The organism is Gelidimonas denitrificans (genome assembly GCF_055694065.1).
The window spans coordinates 1,239,845-1,257,124 of the sequence record NZ_CM146350.1 but is presented as its reverse complement, the minus strand read 5'-3'; the positions used below and the strand labels follow the sequence as shown (position 1 = coordinate 1,257,124).

The window sequence follows — 17,280 nt, the reverse complement described above, 5'->3', positions numbered from 1 at the left end:
CAGATGCAAAATCCTGCTCAGTTCGGCATCGTCGTTGCCGGTCATGGCAGCCGCGACCCGGATGGCGTGCGCGAGTTCGAGGCGCTGGTTGAGCTGGTCCGCGCACGTGCGCCACAGCATGTGGTCAGTCACGGTTATCTGGAATTTGCCAATCCGACGATAGACCAGGCGGTTAAAGCCAACCTGGCTGCGGGCGTGCGGCAAATTGCGGTGGTGCCGGGAGTGCTGCTGGGTGCGCGCCACGCCAAAAATGACATGCCGAGCGAGGTGCTGGCGCTGGCCCAGGAATATCCGGAGATCGATTTCCATTTCGGCGCGCCGCTGAATCTGCATCCGCAACTGCTGCAACTGGCCCGGGAACGCATCGTTGCGGCCGAAGCGCTTTCCGCGCAGACAGTGCGGCGCGACGATACTTGTCTGGTGCTGGTTGGACGCGGCACCACCGATCCGGATGCCAACGGAGAAATCGCCAAGCTCGCCCGTATGCTCGAAGAAGGCATGGGTTTCGGCGGCGTCCATGTCTGTTTTTCCGGCACCGCCAAGCCATTGGTCGATGACGGCCTGCGCGCTGCCGTCCGCCTGGGATTCAAGCGGCTGGTCGTGCTGCCGTTCTTCCTGTTCGACGGCGTGCTGGTAAAGCGGATTTACGCCGCCGCCGATGCATTACAGCAGCGCGAGCCGGAACTGGAACTGCTCAAGGCCGCTTATCTCGGGGTGCATCCGTTCGTGGCCGATGTGTTGATCGATCGTGCGCGGGAGGCGGTTGAGGGCCGTGCAGCGATGAATTGTTCGCTGTGCAAGTACCGGGTGCAAATTGTCGGCTTCGAACAGCAAGTCGGAGAGCCGCAGCAAGCGCATCATCTGCAGGTGCGTGGCTTGCTGGAAGGCGCAGCCACCCTGCCCCCGACGCCTGCCGAACCCGAATTCACGCGTTATGAACCGCACCCGATCGAAGCCGAAAGCTTTCGCATTATCGCGGCGGGGCGCGACTGGTCGATCTTCCCTGCCGCGCATCTGACCGCGCTGCAGCGGCTGGTGCATACCAGCGGCGACTTTAACGCGGTCGATGACATCTATTTTTCGCCGGGCGCGATTGAGACCGGCATCCGCGCGCTATTGCGTTGCAAGCGTGTGGTGACTGACGTGACCATGGTGCAGACCGGCCTGAAACGCGCATTGCTGGAGCAACTCGGCATCGAGACCTGGTGCGGCGTGCATGATCGGGAAACCGCGCTGATGGCGCAGGCGCAAGGCATCACCCGCTCTGCAGCCGGAATCCGGCGCGCGTGGGAAAAATTCGGCAACGACATCATTCTGGCAATAGGCGATGCGCCCACCGCCATCACAGAAGCGACGCGCCTGATACGCGGACACGGTTGGCGTCCGCAATTGGTAATCGGACTGCCGGTTGGCTTTGTCGGCACGCGTGAAAGCAAGGACAGTTTGCGGCGCTGCATGCAAGTGCCGCGCATTACCAACAGCGGCACACGCGGCGGTTCGCCCTGGGCGGCAACCGTGGTCAACGCAATGATGATCGATGCATTAAATCAGCTCGCAGCGTATGAACCTGGCTGAACAAGAGGAATTCGATCTGAGTGTACTGGCGCTGAATGGCCTGCGCCGGGGGCGTACCACGGGCAGTTGCGCGACAGCCGCAGTCAGGGCTGCACTTTACCTGCTGCTCAATGGCAAGGAATGTCAGCGGGTACGCGTGACGCTGCCGGACCGCGCCCATTACCTGATAGTGCCGATCCAGAATGTGCACTGGCTGGACGAAACCACGGTGCGCGTCGAAGTATTGAAAGACGGCGGCGATGATCCGGACAATACCCACGGCGCGACCATCTTCGCCGAAGTGTGTCGCAACGATGCGGGGCAAATCCGGTTCTTCGCCGGCAAAGGCGTCGGCACCGCGACCCAGCCCGGTTTGCGGGTGGCAGTGGGGGAACCGGCGATCAATCCGGTGCCGCGCCAGATGATGCGGCAGACGGTGGCCGAAGTGCTGGCGGAGCAGGCTGATGGCGGAAAAGAACAGGATGCAGGTTTCGATTTGCGCATCGGTTGCGAAAACGGCGAAGTGATTGCGCGAAAAACCTTTAACCCGCGCCTCGGCATTCTTGGCGGAATTTCGATTCTCGGCACCTCGGGCATTGTCGAGCCGATGTCGATGGCGTCCTGGATTGCCTCGATTGAGGTCTACATCCGGGTCGCACTGGGCGGCGATGCGCAGTGCATCGCCTACCTGCCGGGCAAAATCGGCCGCGACTACGCCAAGGACGTGCTGTTGTTGCCGGAAAAGCGCACGGTGCAAATTGCGAATTTCCTGGGCGACGCGCTCGACTTCACGCAAAAAGCGCTGATCGAGGAGCAGCGCGGGCTGGATGTGCTGTGGCTTCTAGGGCATCCGGGCAAGCTGGCCAAGGTGCTGGACGGCGTGTGGGACACGCATTCCAGCAAGAGCGGAATGGCGATGGGATGTGTGGCACGGGTGGCGGCGGAGCGCGGATTCGCGCCGCATCTGGTACAGGAAATAACGAATGCAAACACAGTGGAAGCAGCAATGGAACGAATGAAAAGTGAACCCGGCGCGCACGCCTTGTGGATCGAAATCGAACGCCGCATCGGCGTGCTGGCGCACCAGCGCGTGCCAGCCGCAAAGCGGATTGAAGTACGCCTGTTCGATCTGCACGGCAATGCACTTGGAGAGGACGCATGAGTGCGACCGGCACGCCCCAAAAACTCGGCATGTTCTGGGGCATAGGTGTTGGCCCCGGCCCGGCCGGTTATATTCCGCTGGCCGCAGTCGAGGCCCTGCAGCAGGCTGATGTCGTGTTCGCGCCTCGGGCGCGTGGTACGCAGGACTCGGTCGCCTTGCAATGTCTGACCGGTATTGCGGGTTTTGATATAGCACCGGAACGGATACGGGATGTCGAGTTCAACATGGACCCGGACCGCTCGGTGTTAAGCGAACATTACACCGGCGTGGCCGAGACGATTGCCGTCGAGCTGTGCGCCGGGCGCAATGTGGCTTACCTGACAATCGGCGATTCACTCACCTACTCGACTTACGGCTATGTGCTGGCAGCATTGCGCGATCGGCTGCCGGGTATGCCGCATCGCACTTTCCCCGGCATTACCAGCTACGCGTCAGCCGCGTCGGCGCTCGGTTGGCCGCTCGGCGAAGGCAAGGAGCGCACCCTGATCCTGCCCTGCCCCGATGATCCCGCCGCGCTGCGCAGCGACATCGAGAGTCACGACATCATCGTGCTGATGAAGGTCGGTGCGCGTCTGCCCTGGGTGCTGGATTTGCTGCGCGAGATGGGTATTGCCGAGCATTGCGCGTTTGCGCGCCGCATCGGCTTGCCGGGCGAAATGCTGTCTGCCGATGTCGGCAGCCTGTGCGCGACCGAGGCGATGGGTTACCTCGCCACGCTACTGATACGCAAGACACCAAGAGAAAAGAGACATTCATGAAAGTGTATTTCATAGGCGCCGGTCCCGGCGCATCCGATCTGATTACGCTGCGCGGCGCGAAAGTTCTGGGGCAAGTCCCGATGGTCCTGTACGCAGGTTCGCTGGTGCCGAAAGAGATGCTGCAGCATTGTCGCCCGGAAACCGAGCTGATCGATACCGCTGAACTCAACCTGGAACAGCAGGAGGCTTGCTATGTGCGCGCACAAGCGGCCGGCAGCGATGTGGCGCGTCTGCATTCCGGCGATCCTGCGATCTATGGTGCGACGGCCGAGCAGATGCGCAGGCTTGATGCGCTCGGCATCGAATACGAAGTGGTGCCCGGCGTGTCGTCGTTCAGTGCTGCCGCAGCCGCCATCAAGTCCGAACTGACCAAGCCGGAGGTGTCGCAGACCGTGATCCTGACCCGTGTTTCCGGGCGGGCGTCAGCGGTGCCGGAAGCGGAAGCGATTGCCAAATTGGCCGAGCATCGCGCCACCATGTGCATCTTCCTGTCGGGGCCGCACCTGAAGAAGATCGTCACCGATTTGCGCCTGCATTATCCGGAGGATACGCCGGTGACTCTGGTGTATCGCGCCAGTTGGCCGGAACAGCGCATCTATCAGGGCACGCTGGGCACGATACTGAAAGAGACCAAGCGCGGCGAATGGAACCTGACCACCATGATGCTGGTCGGCGCGGCGCTGGGACATGGCGCGCAAGTGGAATCGAGCTTGTACTCGAAGGATTTCAAGCATCTGTTCCGTGCGGTGAAAAAACCCAGGTCGAAAGCCGTCAAAGCCGAAACGCCAGAGCAGCCTGAAAAGGCCGCTGCGTGAGTGTTTTGAATGCTGCTGATGCCTCGCTCGGCATCTGGCCGGTGCGCGCAGAAGGCGAAGCGCTGGCGCTTGCCCTGCAAGCACGGCTCGGCGGTGAAATCTATCGACCCTGGCTGAATCCCGAGGTGCCGCAGAAACAGCAGTTCGCAGCAACTTATCGACGGCATGGGCAGTGGCTGATGCTGGCGGCCAGTGGTATCGCAGTACGTTTTCTCGACGGACTGACACTGGACAAGCACAGCGACCCGGCGCTGGTGGTGATGGATGAAGCCGGGCGTTATGCGGTGTCGCTGCTGGCCGGTCACGAAGGCGGCGCCAACCGTCTCGCGTATCGGGTTGCCAATGCGGTCGGCGCGGTGCCGGTGGTGACCACCGCGACCGAGGCCCTGAAGCCGCTGGTGGTCGGGATCGGCTGCCGCAAAGGCGTGCCTGCCGAGCGGATCGAAGCGGCGGTGTGCAAGGCGCTGACACTGGGGCAGCGCCACATCAGTGAAATCCGCGAGATCGCGACCATAGATCTGAAAGCGCGGGAGCCGGGATTGCTCGATTTCTGCGAGCGCCATGACTTGCCGTTGCGCGTGATTGCACGCGCAACCGTGGCAGCGCGGCCGTGGGTGACGCAGCCTTCGGCTTGGGTGCAGCAAAATGTGGGCGTTGATGGGGTATGCGAGCCGTGCGCGCTGATTGCCAGCGGGCGCGGTCATTTGCTGGTGCCGAAAACAACTTTGGACGGCGTAGCCGTGGCAGTGGTGCAGGATATGAATTGGATGGGATCCTAGATTCCTCAGTTGGGCAGGTGCGAGTGTGCGTTTTTCCGGATTCCTGGCTAGGCGTGACGACGACGCAGACTGCATTCTGCTAGGAGGAACAACAACGCCAGGGAGCCGGAAAAATGTGCAATCGCACCTGTAGCGGGGCCACCCAAAAAGTAAACCCATTAGTGGGAAAAACATCAATCTAATCATGTGGATATCGAAGCCACTAAGCGGTCAACTGGGGAATTTAGGATTATGAGTGGAGTATTGAATCTGGTGTCAGTCGGGCCGGGATTTGCCGATATGATCGTGCCGCGTGCCGAAGCGGCATTGCGTGACAGCGATGTGATTGTCGGCTACGAGCTGTATTTGCGCTGGATCGAACCCTGGCTGGCCGGCAAGGAAGTCCACACGCCGCCGCTGACGCAGGAGCGCGAACGCGCATTGCTGGCAATCGAGAAGGCCCGCAGCGGCGCCAAAGTCGCGCTGGTTTCCAGCGGCGACATCGGCATTTATGCGATGGCGGCGCTGGCTTTCGAGGAAATCCGCGAAGACGATACCTTCGCGGTCAACGTGGTGCCAGGGATTACCTCGGCCAATGCCTGCGCATCGCTGCTTGGCTCGCCGCTGTCGCATGACTTCGCGACCCTCAGCCTGTCCGATCTGCTGTGCCCGTGGGACTGGATCGAAAACCGCGCGCGCCATATTGCGCAGGCCGATCTGGCTTGCGTGTTTTACAACGTGCAGAGCGCCGGCCGTCAGCAAGGCGTGTACCGAATCCTGAACATCATGCTCGAATCAAAAGCCCCGCAAACGCTGTGCGGCGTGGTCCGGAATGCCTACCGGCCCGACCAGAAAGTCAGCATCCACCGGCTCGACGAATTGCTAACGCTGAAGTTCGACATGCTGACCACCATCGTGATCGGCAACCGCTTTACCGAGCGCAAGCGCGACTGGATTTTCACCCCGCGCGGCTACAACGACTGGGCCTCTCCGGCCAAGCAGCAGGTGGAAGATGAACCGATGCCGGAACACGCGGTATGGGTGTTTTCCGGCACCAGCGACGGCAATGCGCTGGCTACCGAATTGGCGCGACTGGAGTATCCGGTGGTGGTTTCCGCCGCCACCGAATACGGCGCGGAAGTGGCGATGGACAATTGCCCGGGCGTGACAGTCTGGGCCGGGCGGCAAGGGGTGGAAGCGCGCAAACAGGCGCTGACCCGCGCCCGGGCCAGCGTACTGGTCGATGCGACGCACCCGTATGCGAACCACATGTCGGAACAATTGATCGGCCTGTCGCAGGCACTCGGGATTCCGTATATCCGTTACGAGCGTCCCAGCACGCTTGAACCGGAAGGCAGTGATTTGCACGAAAAGTTGTTCGACAGCGTCGAGCAGGCGGCCCAGCACGCGATTGCGACCGGCAAGCGGATTTTTCTGACGACAGGCTCCAAAGATCTGGCGACCTTTCTGCAAACTCCGGGTGCGGCCGAGCGCGAGTGGTTTGTGCGGGTCACGCCGGAACCTGAATTCATTCAACGGGCAATCGATTCAGGGGTGCCGCGCAGCCATATCTGTGCGATGCAAGGGCCGTTCTCGCAAGCGTTCAATACCGCGCTGTGGCAGGACTGGGAAATCGATTGCGTGGTCACCAAAGATTCCGGCGACGCCGGCGGCTATCGCGCCAAAATGGCATCGACGCAAGCGCTGGATATTCCGCTGCTGGTGATCAAACGCCCGCAACTGGCGTACCCGTTGGCCGCCTCGACCTTCGCTGCGGTGGTGCAGCAGTTGACTGCATGGGATATCAGGAAATGATCCCAGTCACCATCGTGACCGGCTTCCTCGGCTCCGGCAAAACCACCTTGCTCGGCAACCTGATCAAAAGCCGGCAAAGTCGTCGCTTGGCGTTATTGATCAATGAGTTCGGCGAAGTGTCGATCGATGGTGCGCTGATTCGCGACAGTGCGGACGGTCACGAGCAGATCCGGATTCATGATTTTCCATACGGCTTGATTGCGTATGGCGACGACCAACTGTTTATCCCCACCATGCGCGCGATCGCTGCGCGGCGTGCGAATGTCGATCATGTGCTGATCGAAACCTCCGGACTGGCGCTGCCAACGGCGATCATGGAACTGCTGCAAGGGCCTGAATTGACCGGCGATTTCATCCTGGACGCGACGCTGGCTGTGGTGGATACGCCATTGCTGCTGTCGAATCAGTTCGAACGCAGTGCTGAAGCCAATTCCGCAGTTGAAAATTCGATATCCAGCCTGTTCGATCAGCAGCTCGAATATGCGGATGTGGTGGTCCTCAACAAGATTGACGCGATGGATGAAGCCGCTTTGCTGCTGGCCGAAACCCGGGTGCGGCAACGTGCGCCAAACGTGCGCTTCCTGGAACTCGCGTACAACGCGCAACTCGATATCCGGCTGGCACTGGGGCTGCGGCTGCACCAGCCAACGCTGGTCGCGCACCAAACTTATACCCCGGTTGCGTCGATGCCGGGTTCGGATGCGTCGGTACTCGCCAGCCAGAGCCGCCTGAACGGCCATGCACACTCCGGCATGAATGCCCATACGCACGGGCTGGCGACGCACAAGCACTTCCATGAGCAGGACCCGGGCTGGCTGTCGTTTACGCTGCGCAGCAGCGCGCCGCAGCAGACCGAAAAATTGAAAGCTGCGCTGCTGGCAGCCGCACAGCAGGAACCGCTGCTGCGCATCAAGGGCTTCATTCGCAGCGATGACAGCGCCAGCGCGGTGCTGGTACAGGCGGTGCGTTCGCGGCTGGTCATCAGCGCCGATGCGGCCAAACCGGCACCGCAGAAATCGGAGCTGGTCTTCATCGGCTACCACCCGAGCCGTGCCCGGGTAGCGGCACTTTTATCCGACCTGAGCGGAACCACCTGGAGATAATTCTGAATGAAGACTGATACAGCAGCCCACAAGCGGATGACCGAGCGCCACAAGGAAGGCTTCGAAAAGAAGAAGGCCGCTGCGCAAAAGGAAAAAGGCTTGCTGATGGTCTACACCGGCACCGGCAAAGGCAAATCCACGGCCGCCTTCGGCATGGGGATGCGGATACTCGGGCACAAGATGAAGCTGGGCGTGGTGCAATTCATCAAGGGCGCGTTGCACAGCGCCGAACGCGAAGTGCTGGGCAGCAATCCGAACTGCGACTTCCACGTAGTAGGAGCCGGTTACACCTGGAACACCCAGGACCGCAACGCCGACATCGAAACCGCGGCCCGCGGCTGGGCCGAAGCGCTCAGGATGATCAACGATCCGAGCTACGACATGGTGATACTCGACGAACTGAATATCGTGCTCAAGTATCAATACCTGGACCTGGCCGAAGTGCTCGGCGTGTTCGCCAAGCGGCGCGAGATGCTGCACATTGTGGTCACCGGCCGGCATGCGCCGGAACAGCTGATCGAACTGGCCGACCTGGTCAGCGAGATTCGCCCGCTCAAGCATCCGTATCAGACCCAGGGCATCAAGGCGCAAAAAGGCGTCGAGTTTTGAGTAGCTCGCACAATCCGCGACGCTGCCCTGCCCTATGCCCTGCCCTATTCGTCAGCGCGCCCGCTTCCAATCACGGCAAAACCACCGTGACGGCGGCGCTGGCGCGTTTTCATGCGGATCAGGGGCGCAAGGTCAGAGTATTCAAGGCCGGGCCGGATTTCCTCGATCCGATGATTCTGGAACGTGCCAGCGGTCAGCCGGTGTATCAGCTCGATCTGTGGCTGGCCGGAGAGGCCGAATGCGGGCGGCTGGTATATGAAGCCGCGCTGGATGCCGATCTGATCCTGATCGAAGGCGTGATGGGCTTGTTCGACGGCACGCCGTGCTGCGCCGATCTGGCCGAACTATTGGGCGTACCGGTGCTGGCCGTGATCGATGCCAAGGGCGTCGCGCAAACGCTGGGCGCGATCGCCTACGGGCTCGCGCATTTCCGTGCGGGGCTGCCGTTTGCCGGCGTATTCGCCAACGGAGTTGCCAGCGAACGCCATGCGGAAATGATCCAGCAGGGCATGCGCCCGGAACTGCATTATTTCGGCAGCCTGCCGCGTGCCGCACATTTTGCGTTGCCGGAACGGCACATGGGCTTGGTGCAGGCCGACGAGATCGACGACCTCGAAGCGCGCCTGTCTGCCGCCGCCGCTTCAATTGGATTGACCGGCCTGGCCGCATTGCCGGCCGCCGTCGAATTCAACGCCGGCGCTGAAAATGCACCGCAGCAGCCGCAGCAGCTCCTGTCCGGCGTGCGCATCGGCATTGCGCGCGATGCGGCGTTCTCCTTCATTTATCCGGCCAACCTGGATCTGCTGCGGGCGATGGGGGCCGAACTGGTATTTTTCTCCCCGCTGCTTGACCAGGCGCTGCCGCAGGTGGACAGCCTGTACCTGCCGGGCGGCTATCCGGAACTGCATCTGGCAGAGTTGCAAGACAACGTGGCGCTGAAAGCGGCATTGCAGCACCATTTCAAACAGGGCAAGCCGATGTACGCGGAGTGCGGCGGCATGCTGTACCTGTTCGAATCGCTGACCGACAAGTCCGGACAACGCGGCGCGATGGCCGGTCTGCTGCCAGGGCATGCGGTGATGCAGCCGCGCCTGACAGGCCTCGGCTATCAATCGGCGCCGATGCCGGGCGGCGTGTTGCGCAGCCATACCTTTCACCATTCGATGATCGAGTCGCCGTTAGTGCCGCTGGCTTGCGGAACCCGCTTGCACAATACCTCGCCCGGTGAAAAAATCTTCCAATCAGGGCGACTGACAGCCAGTTATCTGCACTGTTACTTCCCCTCCAACCCAGCCGCGGCCGCCGCGCTGTTTTTGCCATGAATTTTCCATGAGCTTGCCATGAACCGATTCAGCAACGAAGAGATCGCAGCGGTCTACAAGACCATTGCCGAACGGCGCGATATCCGCCATTTTCTGCCCGACCCGATCGCGCCGGAATTGCTGGCGCGCCTGCTGCATGCGGCCCATCTGGCGCCCAGCGTCGGCTTCATGCAGCCGTGGCGCTTCATCCGGATTTCGGATACCGCCCTGCGCAGCACGATTCATCAGATGGTCGAGCAGGAGCGCGTCGCTACCGCGCAGGCCTTGCAGGAGCGCGAAGACGAATTCATGCGCCTCAAGGTCGAAGGGATACGCGAGTGCGGCGAACTGCTGGTGGTGGCGCTGATGGACCGGCGCGACGAGCATGTGTTCGGACGCCGCACGCTGCCGGAAATGGATCTGGCCTCGGTCGCCTGTGCGATCCAGAACCTCTGGCTGGCGGCGCGCGCCGAAGGGATCGGCGTGGGCTGGGTTTCCTTGTTCGACCCGGAGCAACTGCGCCTGCTGCTGGGCATGCCTGACGGTGCCAAACCAGTCGCCATATTGTGCGTGGGACACGTGGAAGCGTTCTATCCGAAGCCGATGCTGGAGCTGGAAGGCTGGGCCCAGCGGTAGGATTTGCAGGACATGGTGTATGAGAACGTTTGGCGCAATAACACTGAAATAAATAAAGAATCGTAATAAACCTGAATCGTCCGTCACATTTTTATCTTAAGGAAACTCCAATGAACCGTAAATTTATCCGCTGTTGTATCGCCCTGATTTCCGTCGCTTTCTGCGGCATTGCCAATGCCCATCCTGGTCATGGCGGCGGCTTGATGGCCGGTATTGCCCATCCGCTGTTTGGCCTGGATCATTTGCTGGCGATGGTCGCGGTCGGGGTCTGGGCCTTTCAGCTGGGCGGGCGGGCAAAATGGCTGGTGCCGGCCAGTTTCGTGGCGCTGATGGCAGTCGCCGGCGGCGTCGGCATGGCCGGTATCGGATTGCCGATGGTCGAAATCGGCATTGCCGCTTCGGTGCTGATACTGGGTTTGCTGATCGCTTTTTCGGTGCGCGTGACGCCGGCGATTGGTGCCGGCATTGTGGCTTTGTTCGCGATTTTCCATGGCCATGCGCACGGAGCGGAAATGCCGCTGCTCGGTTCGGCATGGCAGTACGGCATCGGCTTTGTCGCAGCCACCGCCGCGTTGCATGGCCTCGGCCTGGCGCTGGGCAAGGGCCTGGATAAACAAAATCTGGTGCTGCGCGCAACCGGCGCCGTGGTGGCCGCCAGCGGCGCCTGGATGATGGCGGGGATCTGATTGTTTATTGTTACTCTGTCTGGTATTTATTAAATGCGTAAGTGATATATGCGGGATATCCGCTATTTTTAGGCATACTCCCATGTTTATTAAAAATTGAGTAACTGTTTAACCGGCAAGACAATTAAGAGCGAAATGCCACGATTTTGGTGGAGCGCACCCGGGCGCGAAAGCAGTCGCCAGACTGCAGCTGTTAATCGCGCCCGGGTGCGCTCCTACAGAAACCGCTCAGCACCAACCTACCGTATCCGACCCGTCCGGCTTAAGTTGTCGCAAAAGTACAATCACCAACTTGAAGGCCGGTGCACATTATGCTGGTAGCCGTTTTATCCCTGACAAAGGACAAGAGTGTCTTGTAATCCTGATTCTGCTGCATCGTTCACGGCGCGCCATCGCAGCCTCGTCACCCTGACCTTGCTGGCGGCGCTTGCCGCTTGCGCGCTGCTGTTGGCCGGCATGGTGGGATCAATCGTGTTGCCGGTGTCTGATCTGGTGGCGGCCCTGGGCGAAATCCTGCAAGGCGCGCCGACCACGCTGGCGGCGACGCTGCTTGAGTTGCGCCTCGGGCGGGCGCAATCCGCATTCGTGACCGGCGCTGCGCTGGCGCTGGCCGGCGTGATGATGCAGGCATTGTTGCGCAATCCGCTGGCCGACCCGTATGTATTGGGCGTCTCGGGTGGCGCGGCAGTCGGCGCGCTGGCGGCGATGCTGCTGATGGCGTCGGCCTGGGTGATCGATGCGGCTGCCTTCGGCGGCGCAATAACGGTGGCTCTGTTGCTGTATCTGCTGGCGCGGCGCGATCTGCGCGGCGGCCTGGCGGCGGAGGGCGGGGCCTCGCTGTTGCTGCTGACCGGCGTGATTCTGGCCTCGGGTTGCGGTGCGCTGGTGACCCTGATGCTGTCGATTGCGCCGGACAGTCGTTTGCGCGGCATGGTGTTCTGGATGATCGGCGATCTGTCCGGCACCCAGGTGCGCTGGCTGCCGTGGCTGGTGCTAATCGCAGCCCTGCTGTTCGCGCAGCGGGTGGCGCGTTCGATCAATGTGATGGCGCTGCATGCGGAGGCGGCGGCAACCTTGGGGGTGCGCGTCGGCTTGCTGCGCCAAGGACTATTCCTGTGCGCTGCCGTGCTCACCGCCAGCGCGGTCACCAGCGCCGGCAGCATCGGCTTTGTCGGGCTGATCGTGCCGCACGCCTGCCGCTTTGCGCTAGGGCCGGACCATCGATTGTTGATGCCGGCAGCGGTGCTAGTCGGCGGGACTTTTCTGGTGCTGGCCGACACCTTGGCGCGCACCGTGCTGTCGCCGCAACAATTGCCGGTCGGCGTGGTGACCGCGATGATCGGGGTGCCAGTATTCCTGTTGCAGCTCCACCATATCCGACGGAAATAATGCGCACCTTTAATCTAAAACTGCAGATCGGCGCACGCCTGTTGCTGGATGGTCTGGACTGGCAAATCGAGGCTGGACAATGCTGGTGCATCATCGGCCGCAACGGCGCGGGCAAAAGCACGTTGTTGCGCACCTTGGCCGGCTTGCGTCAACCGGACGGCGGCCATATCGAACTGGGCGGCAAAGCGCTATCCGACTGGCCGCTGGAAGCGCTGGCACGCGAACGCGCTTATCTGCCGCAAGCGCGCAGCGACGCGTTCGGCTATAGCGTGATCGAAACCGTGCTGACTGCGCGCCATCCGTATCACGCCGACCAGTATTGGGAAGCCAGCGACGACCATCTGGCCGCACACCGGGCGCTGCAGGCAATGGAAGTCGATCAGCTGGCCGCGCGCGATGTGCGCACGCTGTCCGGTGGCGAACGACAGCGGGTCGCGATTGCCGCACTGCTGGCACAAGATACGTCCCTGCTGCTGCTGGACGAGCCGGCCAATGCGCTGGACCTGGCGCATCAGGTCAGCGTGATGCGTTTGCTGGCACAACTGTGCCGCGAGCAGGCTAAAACCGTAGTGATGGTCGGCCACGACCTGAATCTGGCCCACAGCGTCGCCAGTCACGCGCTGCTGTTGATGGGCGACGGCCGATGGCAGGCGGGGCCGGTGGCCGAAGTGATGCAAGCGCCGATTCTGAGCCGCTGCCTCGGGCATCCGATTGAAACGGTGCAACACGGCAAGCGGACAATTTATATTCCCGTCGAGGAAACGACATGAACCAACACTTGACCCGTACTTTAATTCTGGGAGGCGCCCGTTCCGGCAAGAGCGCCTACGCCGAAAGTGTGGCGATTGCCAGCGGCCGCGAAGTGGTATATCTCGCCACCGCCCAGGCCGGCGACTCTGAAATGACAGCACGCATTGCGCATCACCGGCAGCAGCGCCCTGCCGTCTGGACCACGGTGGAAGAACCGCTGGCGCTGGGCGACACGCTGCTGCAATGGAGCACGCCCGGGCGCCTGGTGCTGGTCGATTGTCTGACCTTGTGGCTGTCGAATCTGCTGTTTGCCGAAGCGCAGGATTTTCCCGAAATCGGCCGCATCACGCCGCCGGCCTGTTTTGAAGTCCAGCGCGAACGGTTTTTGCACGCGCTGGAGACGGTGAGCGGCGACGTCGTGCTGGTCTCGAATGAAGTCGGGATGGGCGTGGTGCCGCTCAGTGCAGTTTCGCGCTGGTTCGCCGACGAAGCCGGACGCCTGAATCAGGCGGTTGCGGCCCGTTGCGAACGGGTGATCTTGGTTGCAGCCGGTTTGCCGCTGGCGCTCAAGGGCGGCCGATGCTGATCGGGCTGGATTTGCCGTTGCTGGCGCTGCTGACGCTGGCCGGCATCGCGCTCGATGCGCTGCTGGGCGAGGCGCGGCGCTGGCATCCGCTGGTGGGTTTCGGGCGCTGGGCGAATCTGATCGAACGCCGGCTGAACTGCGGCACCGGCCGTTTTTGGCGCGGCACGCTGGCGTGGCTGCTGGCGGTCATGCCGTTCACGCTGCTAGCGGTGTGGCTGACCGATAGCGGCATGGGCAGTGCGGGGCTGGTATTGCATGCGCTGCTGCTGTATTTTTGCATCGGCTTGCGCAGCCTGCGCGAACATGCGCTGCCGATTGCCCACGCCTTGACGCGCGGCGATCTGGCGCAGGCGCGCTTGTTGACCGCCCGCATCGTCAGCCGCGACACCCAGACCGCGCAGGAAACCGATCTGGCCAAGGCCGGCGTGGAATCGCTGCTGGAAAATGGCAACGACGCGGTATTCGGCACGCTGTTCTGGTTCATCATTGCCGGCGGGCCGGGCGCGCTGCTGTTCCGGCTGGCCAATACGCTGGACGCGATGTGGGGTTACCGCACTCCCCGCTTTCTGGCATTCGGCTGCTTTGTGGCGCGCTTTGATGATGTGCTGAACTGGATTCCGGCCAGATTGACGGCCGCCTCGTATTTGTTGCTGGGCGAAACTCTGGCCGACAAACGCCGCGCCTGGCAGTGCTGGCGCACGCAAGCGCCGGCCTGGTCCAGCCCCAACGCCGGGCCGGTGATGGCCAGCGGTGCCGGTGCGCTCGGTCTGACGCTGGGCGGCGCAGCGGTGTATCACGGCGAGCTTGAACAACGCCCGCCGCTGGGCTTGGGGCGCACTGCGGTGGCGGCGGACATCTGCCGCGCCTGGCAGCTGGTGGCGGCAACGGCAGCGCTCTGGTTTGTTGTTCTGGGTCTGACTGCGATACTTGCATATACTAATTAAGGTATTTTTAAATACCCAATGAAAATATGCGGAAATGCTATGCTTTATCGATATACCCCCTGCAACTACTGATTGAGGGTAACTGTTCAGCCAGCTATGCGGTTGATATCCAAGTTACATTTTTATGTCATTAGCGGTTGTATTGGCGCTGTTTTTGACGTTAGGCCGCTTGAGGCGCAGCCGTTTGTGTGCTGCAGAAAATGGATCAGAAATGAAGGCTGTTTGAGCGAAGCGAGTTCCTTCATTTCCCATTTTTTGCAGCACACAAACGGGTACCCGAAGGGCAAGTCTGCGGTCGCCTTTCTTTTGCTTACTTTTCTTTGGCGAAGCAAAGAAAAGTGAGTAGCCGTCGGGCTACCCCCGACAAAGCATCCACGAAGAGCAAAGCGATTAATTAAGTCGTCGACTTTGCAATCGCCCTCTCCCCAACCCTCTCCCGCAAGCGGGCGAGGGGGCATTCATAGTAGTCTGAACAGTTACGATTGAGGTGATGATATATGTTGGAACACGGCGGCAATCTGCGCGACGCGGCAATCCGTTTTGATCGGCCATTGCAGGACTGGCTCGACCTCTCGACCGGCATCAATCCGCATCCGTATCCAGCGCCGCAACTGACGTTTGACGCCTGGCACCGGCTGCCGGAAACCGATCCGGAACTGGCGCTGGCCGCTTGCGCGTATTACAACGCGCCGCTGATGTTACCGGTGGCTGGCACGCAGGCAGCGATTCAGGCTTTGCCGCGCTTGCGCCTGTTGTTAAATGGAGCATCCAAGGTGGTGGTGGCAGCGCCTTCGTATGCGGAACATGCGCACCACTGGGCGCAGCATGGGCATCAACTGCGGCAAGTTCCTTACGCCGAACTGGATGCTGCGGTGAATGCGTGCGACGTGATGGTGATCTGCAATCCGAACAACCCGACCGGCGCCACTGTCGCGCCGGAACTGCTGCTGGCCTGGGCTGAACGGCTGGCATCGCACGGCGGCTGGCTGGTGGTGGACGAAGCCTTCGGCGACATGACGCCGCACAACAGCATCGGGCAATGGAGCGACCGGCCGGGCTTGATCGTACTGCGCTCGGTTGGTAAATTTTTCGGATTGGCAGGTCTGCGGCTGGGCTTCGTCGCCGCCCGGCAGCAGATGTTGACGGCGCTAGCTGACATGCTCGGCCCGTGGGCGGTCAGCGGCCCGGCGCAGCAGATTGGCCGCGCCGCATTGATGGATCGCGCATGGCAGCGCGCGATGCGCGCCGAATTGCACATGGATGGCGCGCGCCTGCGGCAACTGCTGGCTGAAGTGGGCATTGCCAGCAATGGCAGCGACCTGTACCAGTGGTGGCCGGAGCAGCAACCGCAGGCCGCTGCCTTCTGGCAGCACATGGCGCGGCGCGGCATCTGGGTGCGCCTGTTTGAGAATGCCGCCCGGGGTATCCGGCTCGGACTGCCGCCGGATGAAGATGGATGGCAGCGCCTGGGCGCGGCGCTAACGACATGGGACAAAGAAAAACTATGAACAATCGACTGCATTGGTTATTCCTCATCCTCGGTTTATTAGCCGGCCCGGCAATGGCGGCGATCAGCGTGCGGGATGACGCCGGCATGACAGTGACCCTGCAAAAACCGGCGCAGCGGGTGGTGACGCTGGCCCCGCACGTGACTGAAATGGTATTCGCGGCCGGCGGCGGCGAGCGCATCGTCGGTACCGTCAGCTATAGCGATTTTCCAGCAGCAGCTAAAAGCATTCCGCAGGTCGGCGACAACCGCCAGATCGACATGGAACGGGTGATTGCCATGAAGCCGGACCTGATCGTGGTCTGGCTGCACGGCAATGCGGAACGCCAGATCACGCAATTGCGCGCACTCGGCATCCCGCTGTTTTATAGCGAGCCGCACAAGCTCGATGACATTGCCGACAACATCCTGCGCATCGGCAAGCTACTGGGAACCGACAAGACGGCACAGGCAGCCGCCGCCGAGCTGCGCCAGAAACTGGCAAAGCTGAAGACGCAATATCAAAGCCGACCGCCAGTGCGGATGTTTTACCAAGTCTGGGACAAACCCTTGTACACGCTCAACGGCCAGCACATCCTGAGCGACGCGATGCGCCTGTGCGGCGGCGAAAACATCTTTGCCAACATGACAGTCACCGCGCCCAATGTCAGTATCGAAGCGGTGCTGCAAGAAAATCCGGAAGCCATTTTCAGCGGCGACCAGCGCAATCAAGCCAGTGGCGGCGTCAATGTATGGAAGCGCTACAGCACCATGACGGCAGTGCGGCGCGGTAATTTATTTTCACTCGACGGCGACCTACTCAGCCGCGCCGGGCCGCGCATGATAGACGGCGCGGCTGCGCTGTGCGAAAAAATCGAACTGGCGCGCCAACACCGAAAGATCAAATAATGACAAATCAAGCCACGAC

General features: G+C 61.5%; 17 protein-coding genes. All 17 read left to right on the top strand.

Annotated elements, in window-relative coordinates; genetic code table 11:
* The first annotated feature begins 3 nt into the window (after positions 1-3).
* The gene (locus tag FKCLFG_RS05930) at positions 4-1,575 is read left to right on the top strand and encodes a precorrin-8X methylmutase (protein WP_472615300.1); all 1,572 of its coding nucleotides are present in this window, start codon (positions 4-6) and stop codon (positions 1,573-1,575) included.
* Positions 1,562-2,716 carry a cobalt-precorrin-5B (C(1))-methyltransferase CbiD gene (gene cbiD / locus FKCLFG_RS05925; protein ID WP_472615299.1) on the top strand — a complete coding sequence of 385 codons (1,155 nt, stop codon included), beginning with the start codon at positions 1,562-1,564 and terminating at the stop codon, positions 2,714-2,716. The genes FKCLFG_RS05930 and cbiD overlap by 14 nt, the downstream gene beginning before the upstream one ends.
* Entirely contained in the window at positions 2,713-3,474 is a 762-nt protein-coding gene (cobI, locus tag FKCLFG_RS05920; RefSeq protein ID WP_472615298.1) for a precorrin-2 C(20)-methyltransferase, read from the top strand. The genes cbiD and cobI overlap by 4 nt, the downstream gene beginning before the upstream one ends.
* Positions 3,471-4,289: a precorrin-4 C(11)-methyltransferase gene (gene cobM / locus FKCLFG_RS05915; RefSeq protein ID WP_472615297.1), complete on the top strand. Its 819-nt coding sequence runs from the start codon at positions 3,471-3,473 to the stop codon at positions 4,287-4,289. Before cobI ends, cobM begins: the two co-directional genes overlap by 4 nt.
* Positions 4,286-5,068, top strand: coding sequence for a cobalamin biosynthesis protein (locus tag FKCLFG_RS05910; RefSeq protein ID WP_472615296.1), 783 nt, complete (start codon positions 4,286-4,288; stop codon positions 5,066-5,068). The genes cobM and FKCLFG_RS05910 overlap by 4 nt, the downstream gene beginning before the upstream one ends.
* 231 nt (positions 5,069-5,299) lie before the next feature.
* A complete protein-coding gene (gene cobJ / locus FKCLFG_RS05905) occupies positions 5,300-6,862 on the top strand; it encodes a precorrin-3B C(17)-methyltransferase (protein WP_472615295.1) in 1,563 nt (520 codons plus the stop codon).
* Complete coding sequence (locus tag FKCLFG_RS05900) at positions 6,859-7,965, top strand: CobW family GTP-binding protein (protein WP_472615294.1); 1,107 nt, start codon at positions 6,859-6,861, stop codon at positions 7,963-7,965. The genes cobJ and FKCLFG_RS05900 overlap by 4 nt, the downstream gene beginning before the upstream one ends.
* Before the next feature lie 6 nt (positions 7,966-7,971).
* A complete protein-coding gene (gene cobO / locus FKCLFG_RS05895) occupies positions 7,972-8,574 on the top strand; it encodes a cob(I)yrinic acid a,c-diamide adenosyltransferase (protein WP_472615293.1) in 603 nt (200 codons plus the stop codon).
* Complete coding sequence (locus tag FKCLFG_RS05890) at positions 8,571-9,896, top strand: cobyrinate a,c-diamide synthase (RefSeq protein WP_472615292.1); 1,326 nt, start codon at positions 8,571-8,573, stop codon at positions 9,894-9,896. Before cobO ends, FKCLFG_RS05890 begins: the two co-directional genes overlap by 4 nt.
* Positions 9,897-9,914: 18 nt before the next feature.
* Positions 9,915-10,511 carry a 5,6-dimethylbenzimidazole synthase gene (bluB, locus tag FKCLFG_RS05885; RefSeq protein WP_472615291.1) on the top strand — a complete coding sequence of 199 codons (597 nt, stop codon included), beginning with the start codon at positions 9,915-9,917 and terminating at the stop codon, positions 10,509-10,511.
* A 110-nt stretch (positions 10,512-10,621) separates the two neighbouring features.
* Complete coding sequence (locus FKCLFG_RS05880) at positions 10,622-11,197, top strand: HupE/UreJ family protein (RefSeq protein WP_472615290.1); 576 nt, start codon at positions 10,622-10,624, stop codon at positions 11,195-11,197.
* A 348-nt stretch (positions 11,198-11,545) separates the two neighbouring features.
* Complete coding sequence (locus FKCLFG_RS05875; protein ID WP_472615289.1) at positions 11,546-12,586, top strand: FecCD family ABC transporter permease; 1,041 nt, start codon at positions 11,546-11,548, stop codon at positions 12,584-12,586.
* Positions 12,586-13,356 carry an ABC transporter ATP-binding protein gene (locus FKCLFG_RS05870; protein WP_472615288.1) on the top strand — a complete coding sequence of 257 codons (771 nt, stop codon included), beginning with the start codon at positions 12,586-12,588 and terminating at the stop codon, positions 13,354-13,356. Before FKCLFG_RS05875 ends, FKCLFG_RS05870 begins: the two co-directional genes overlap by 1 nt.
* Positions 13,353-13,922 (top strand): bifunctional adenosylcobinamide kinase/adenosylcobinamide-phosphate guanylyltransferase, encoded by a 570-nt coding sequence (gene cobU / locus FKCLFG_RS05865; RefSeq protein WP_472615287.1) that lies wholly within the window; start codon positions 13,353-13,355, stop codon positions 13,920-13,922. The genes FKCLFG_RS05870 and cobU overlap by 4 nt, the downstream gene beginning before the upstream one ends.
* Positions 13,916-14,866, top strand: a complete 951-nt coding sequence (cbiB, locus tag FKCLFG_RS05860; protein WP_472615286.1) for an adenosylcobinamide-phosphate synthase CbiB — start codon at positions 13,916-13,918, stop codon at positions 14,864-14,866. Before cobU ends, cbiB begins: the two co-directional genes overlap by 7 nt.
* Positions 14,867-15,363: 497 nt before the next feature.
* Positions 15,364-16,374, top strand: a complete 1,011-nt coding sequence (gene cobD, locus FKCLFG_RS05855) for a threonine-phosphate decarboxylase CobD (RefSeq protein ID WP_472615285.1) — start codon at positions 15,364-15,366, stop codon at positions 16,372-16,374.
* Positions 16,371-17,261, top strand: coding sequence for a cobalamin-binding protein (locus FKCLFG_RS05850; RefSeq protein WP_472615284.1), 891 nt, complete (start codon positions 16,371-16,373; stop codon positions 17,259-17,261). Before cobD ends, FKCLFG_RS05850 begins: the two co-directional genes overlap by 4 nt.
* The last annotated feature ends 19 nt before the right edge of the window (positions 17,262-17,280 follow it).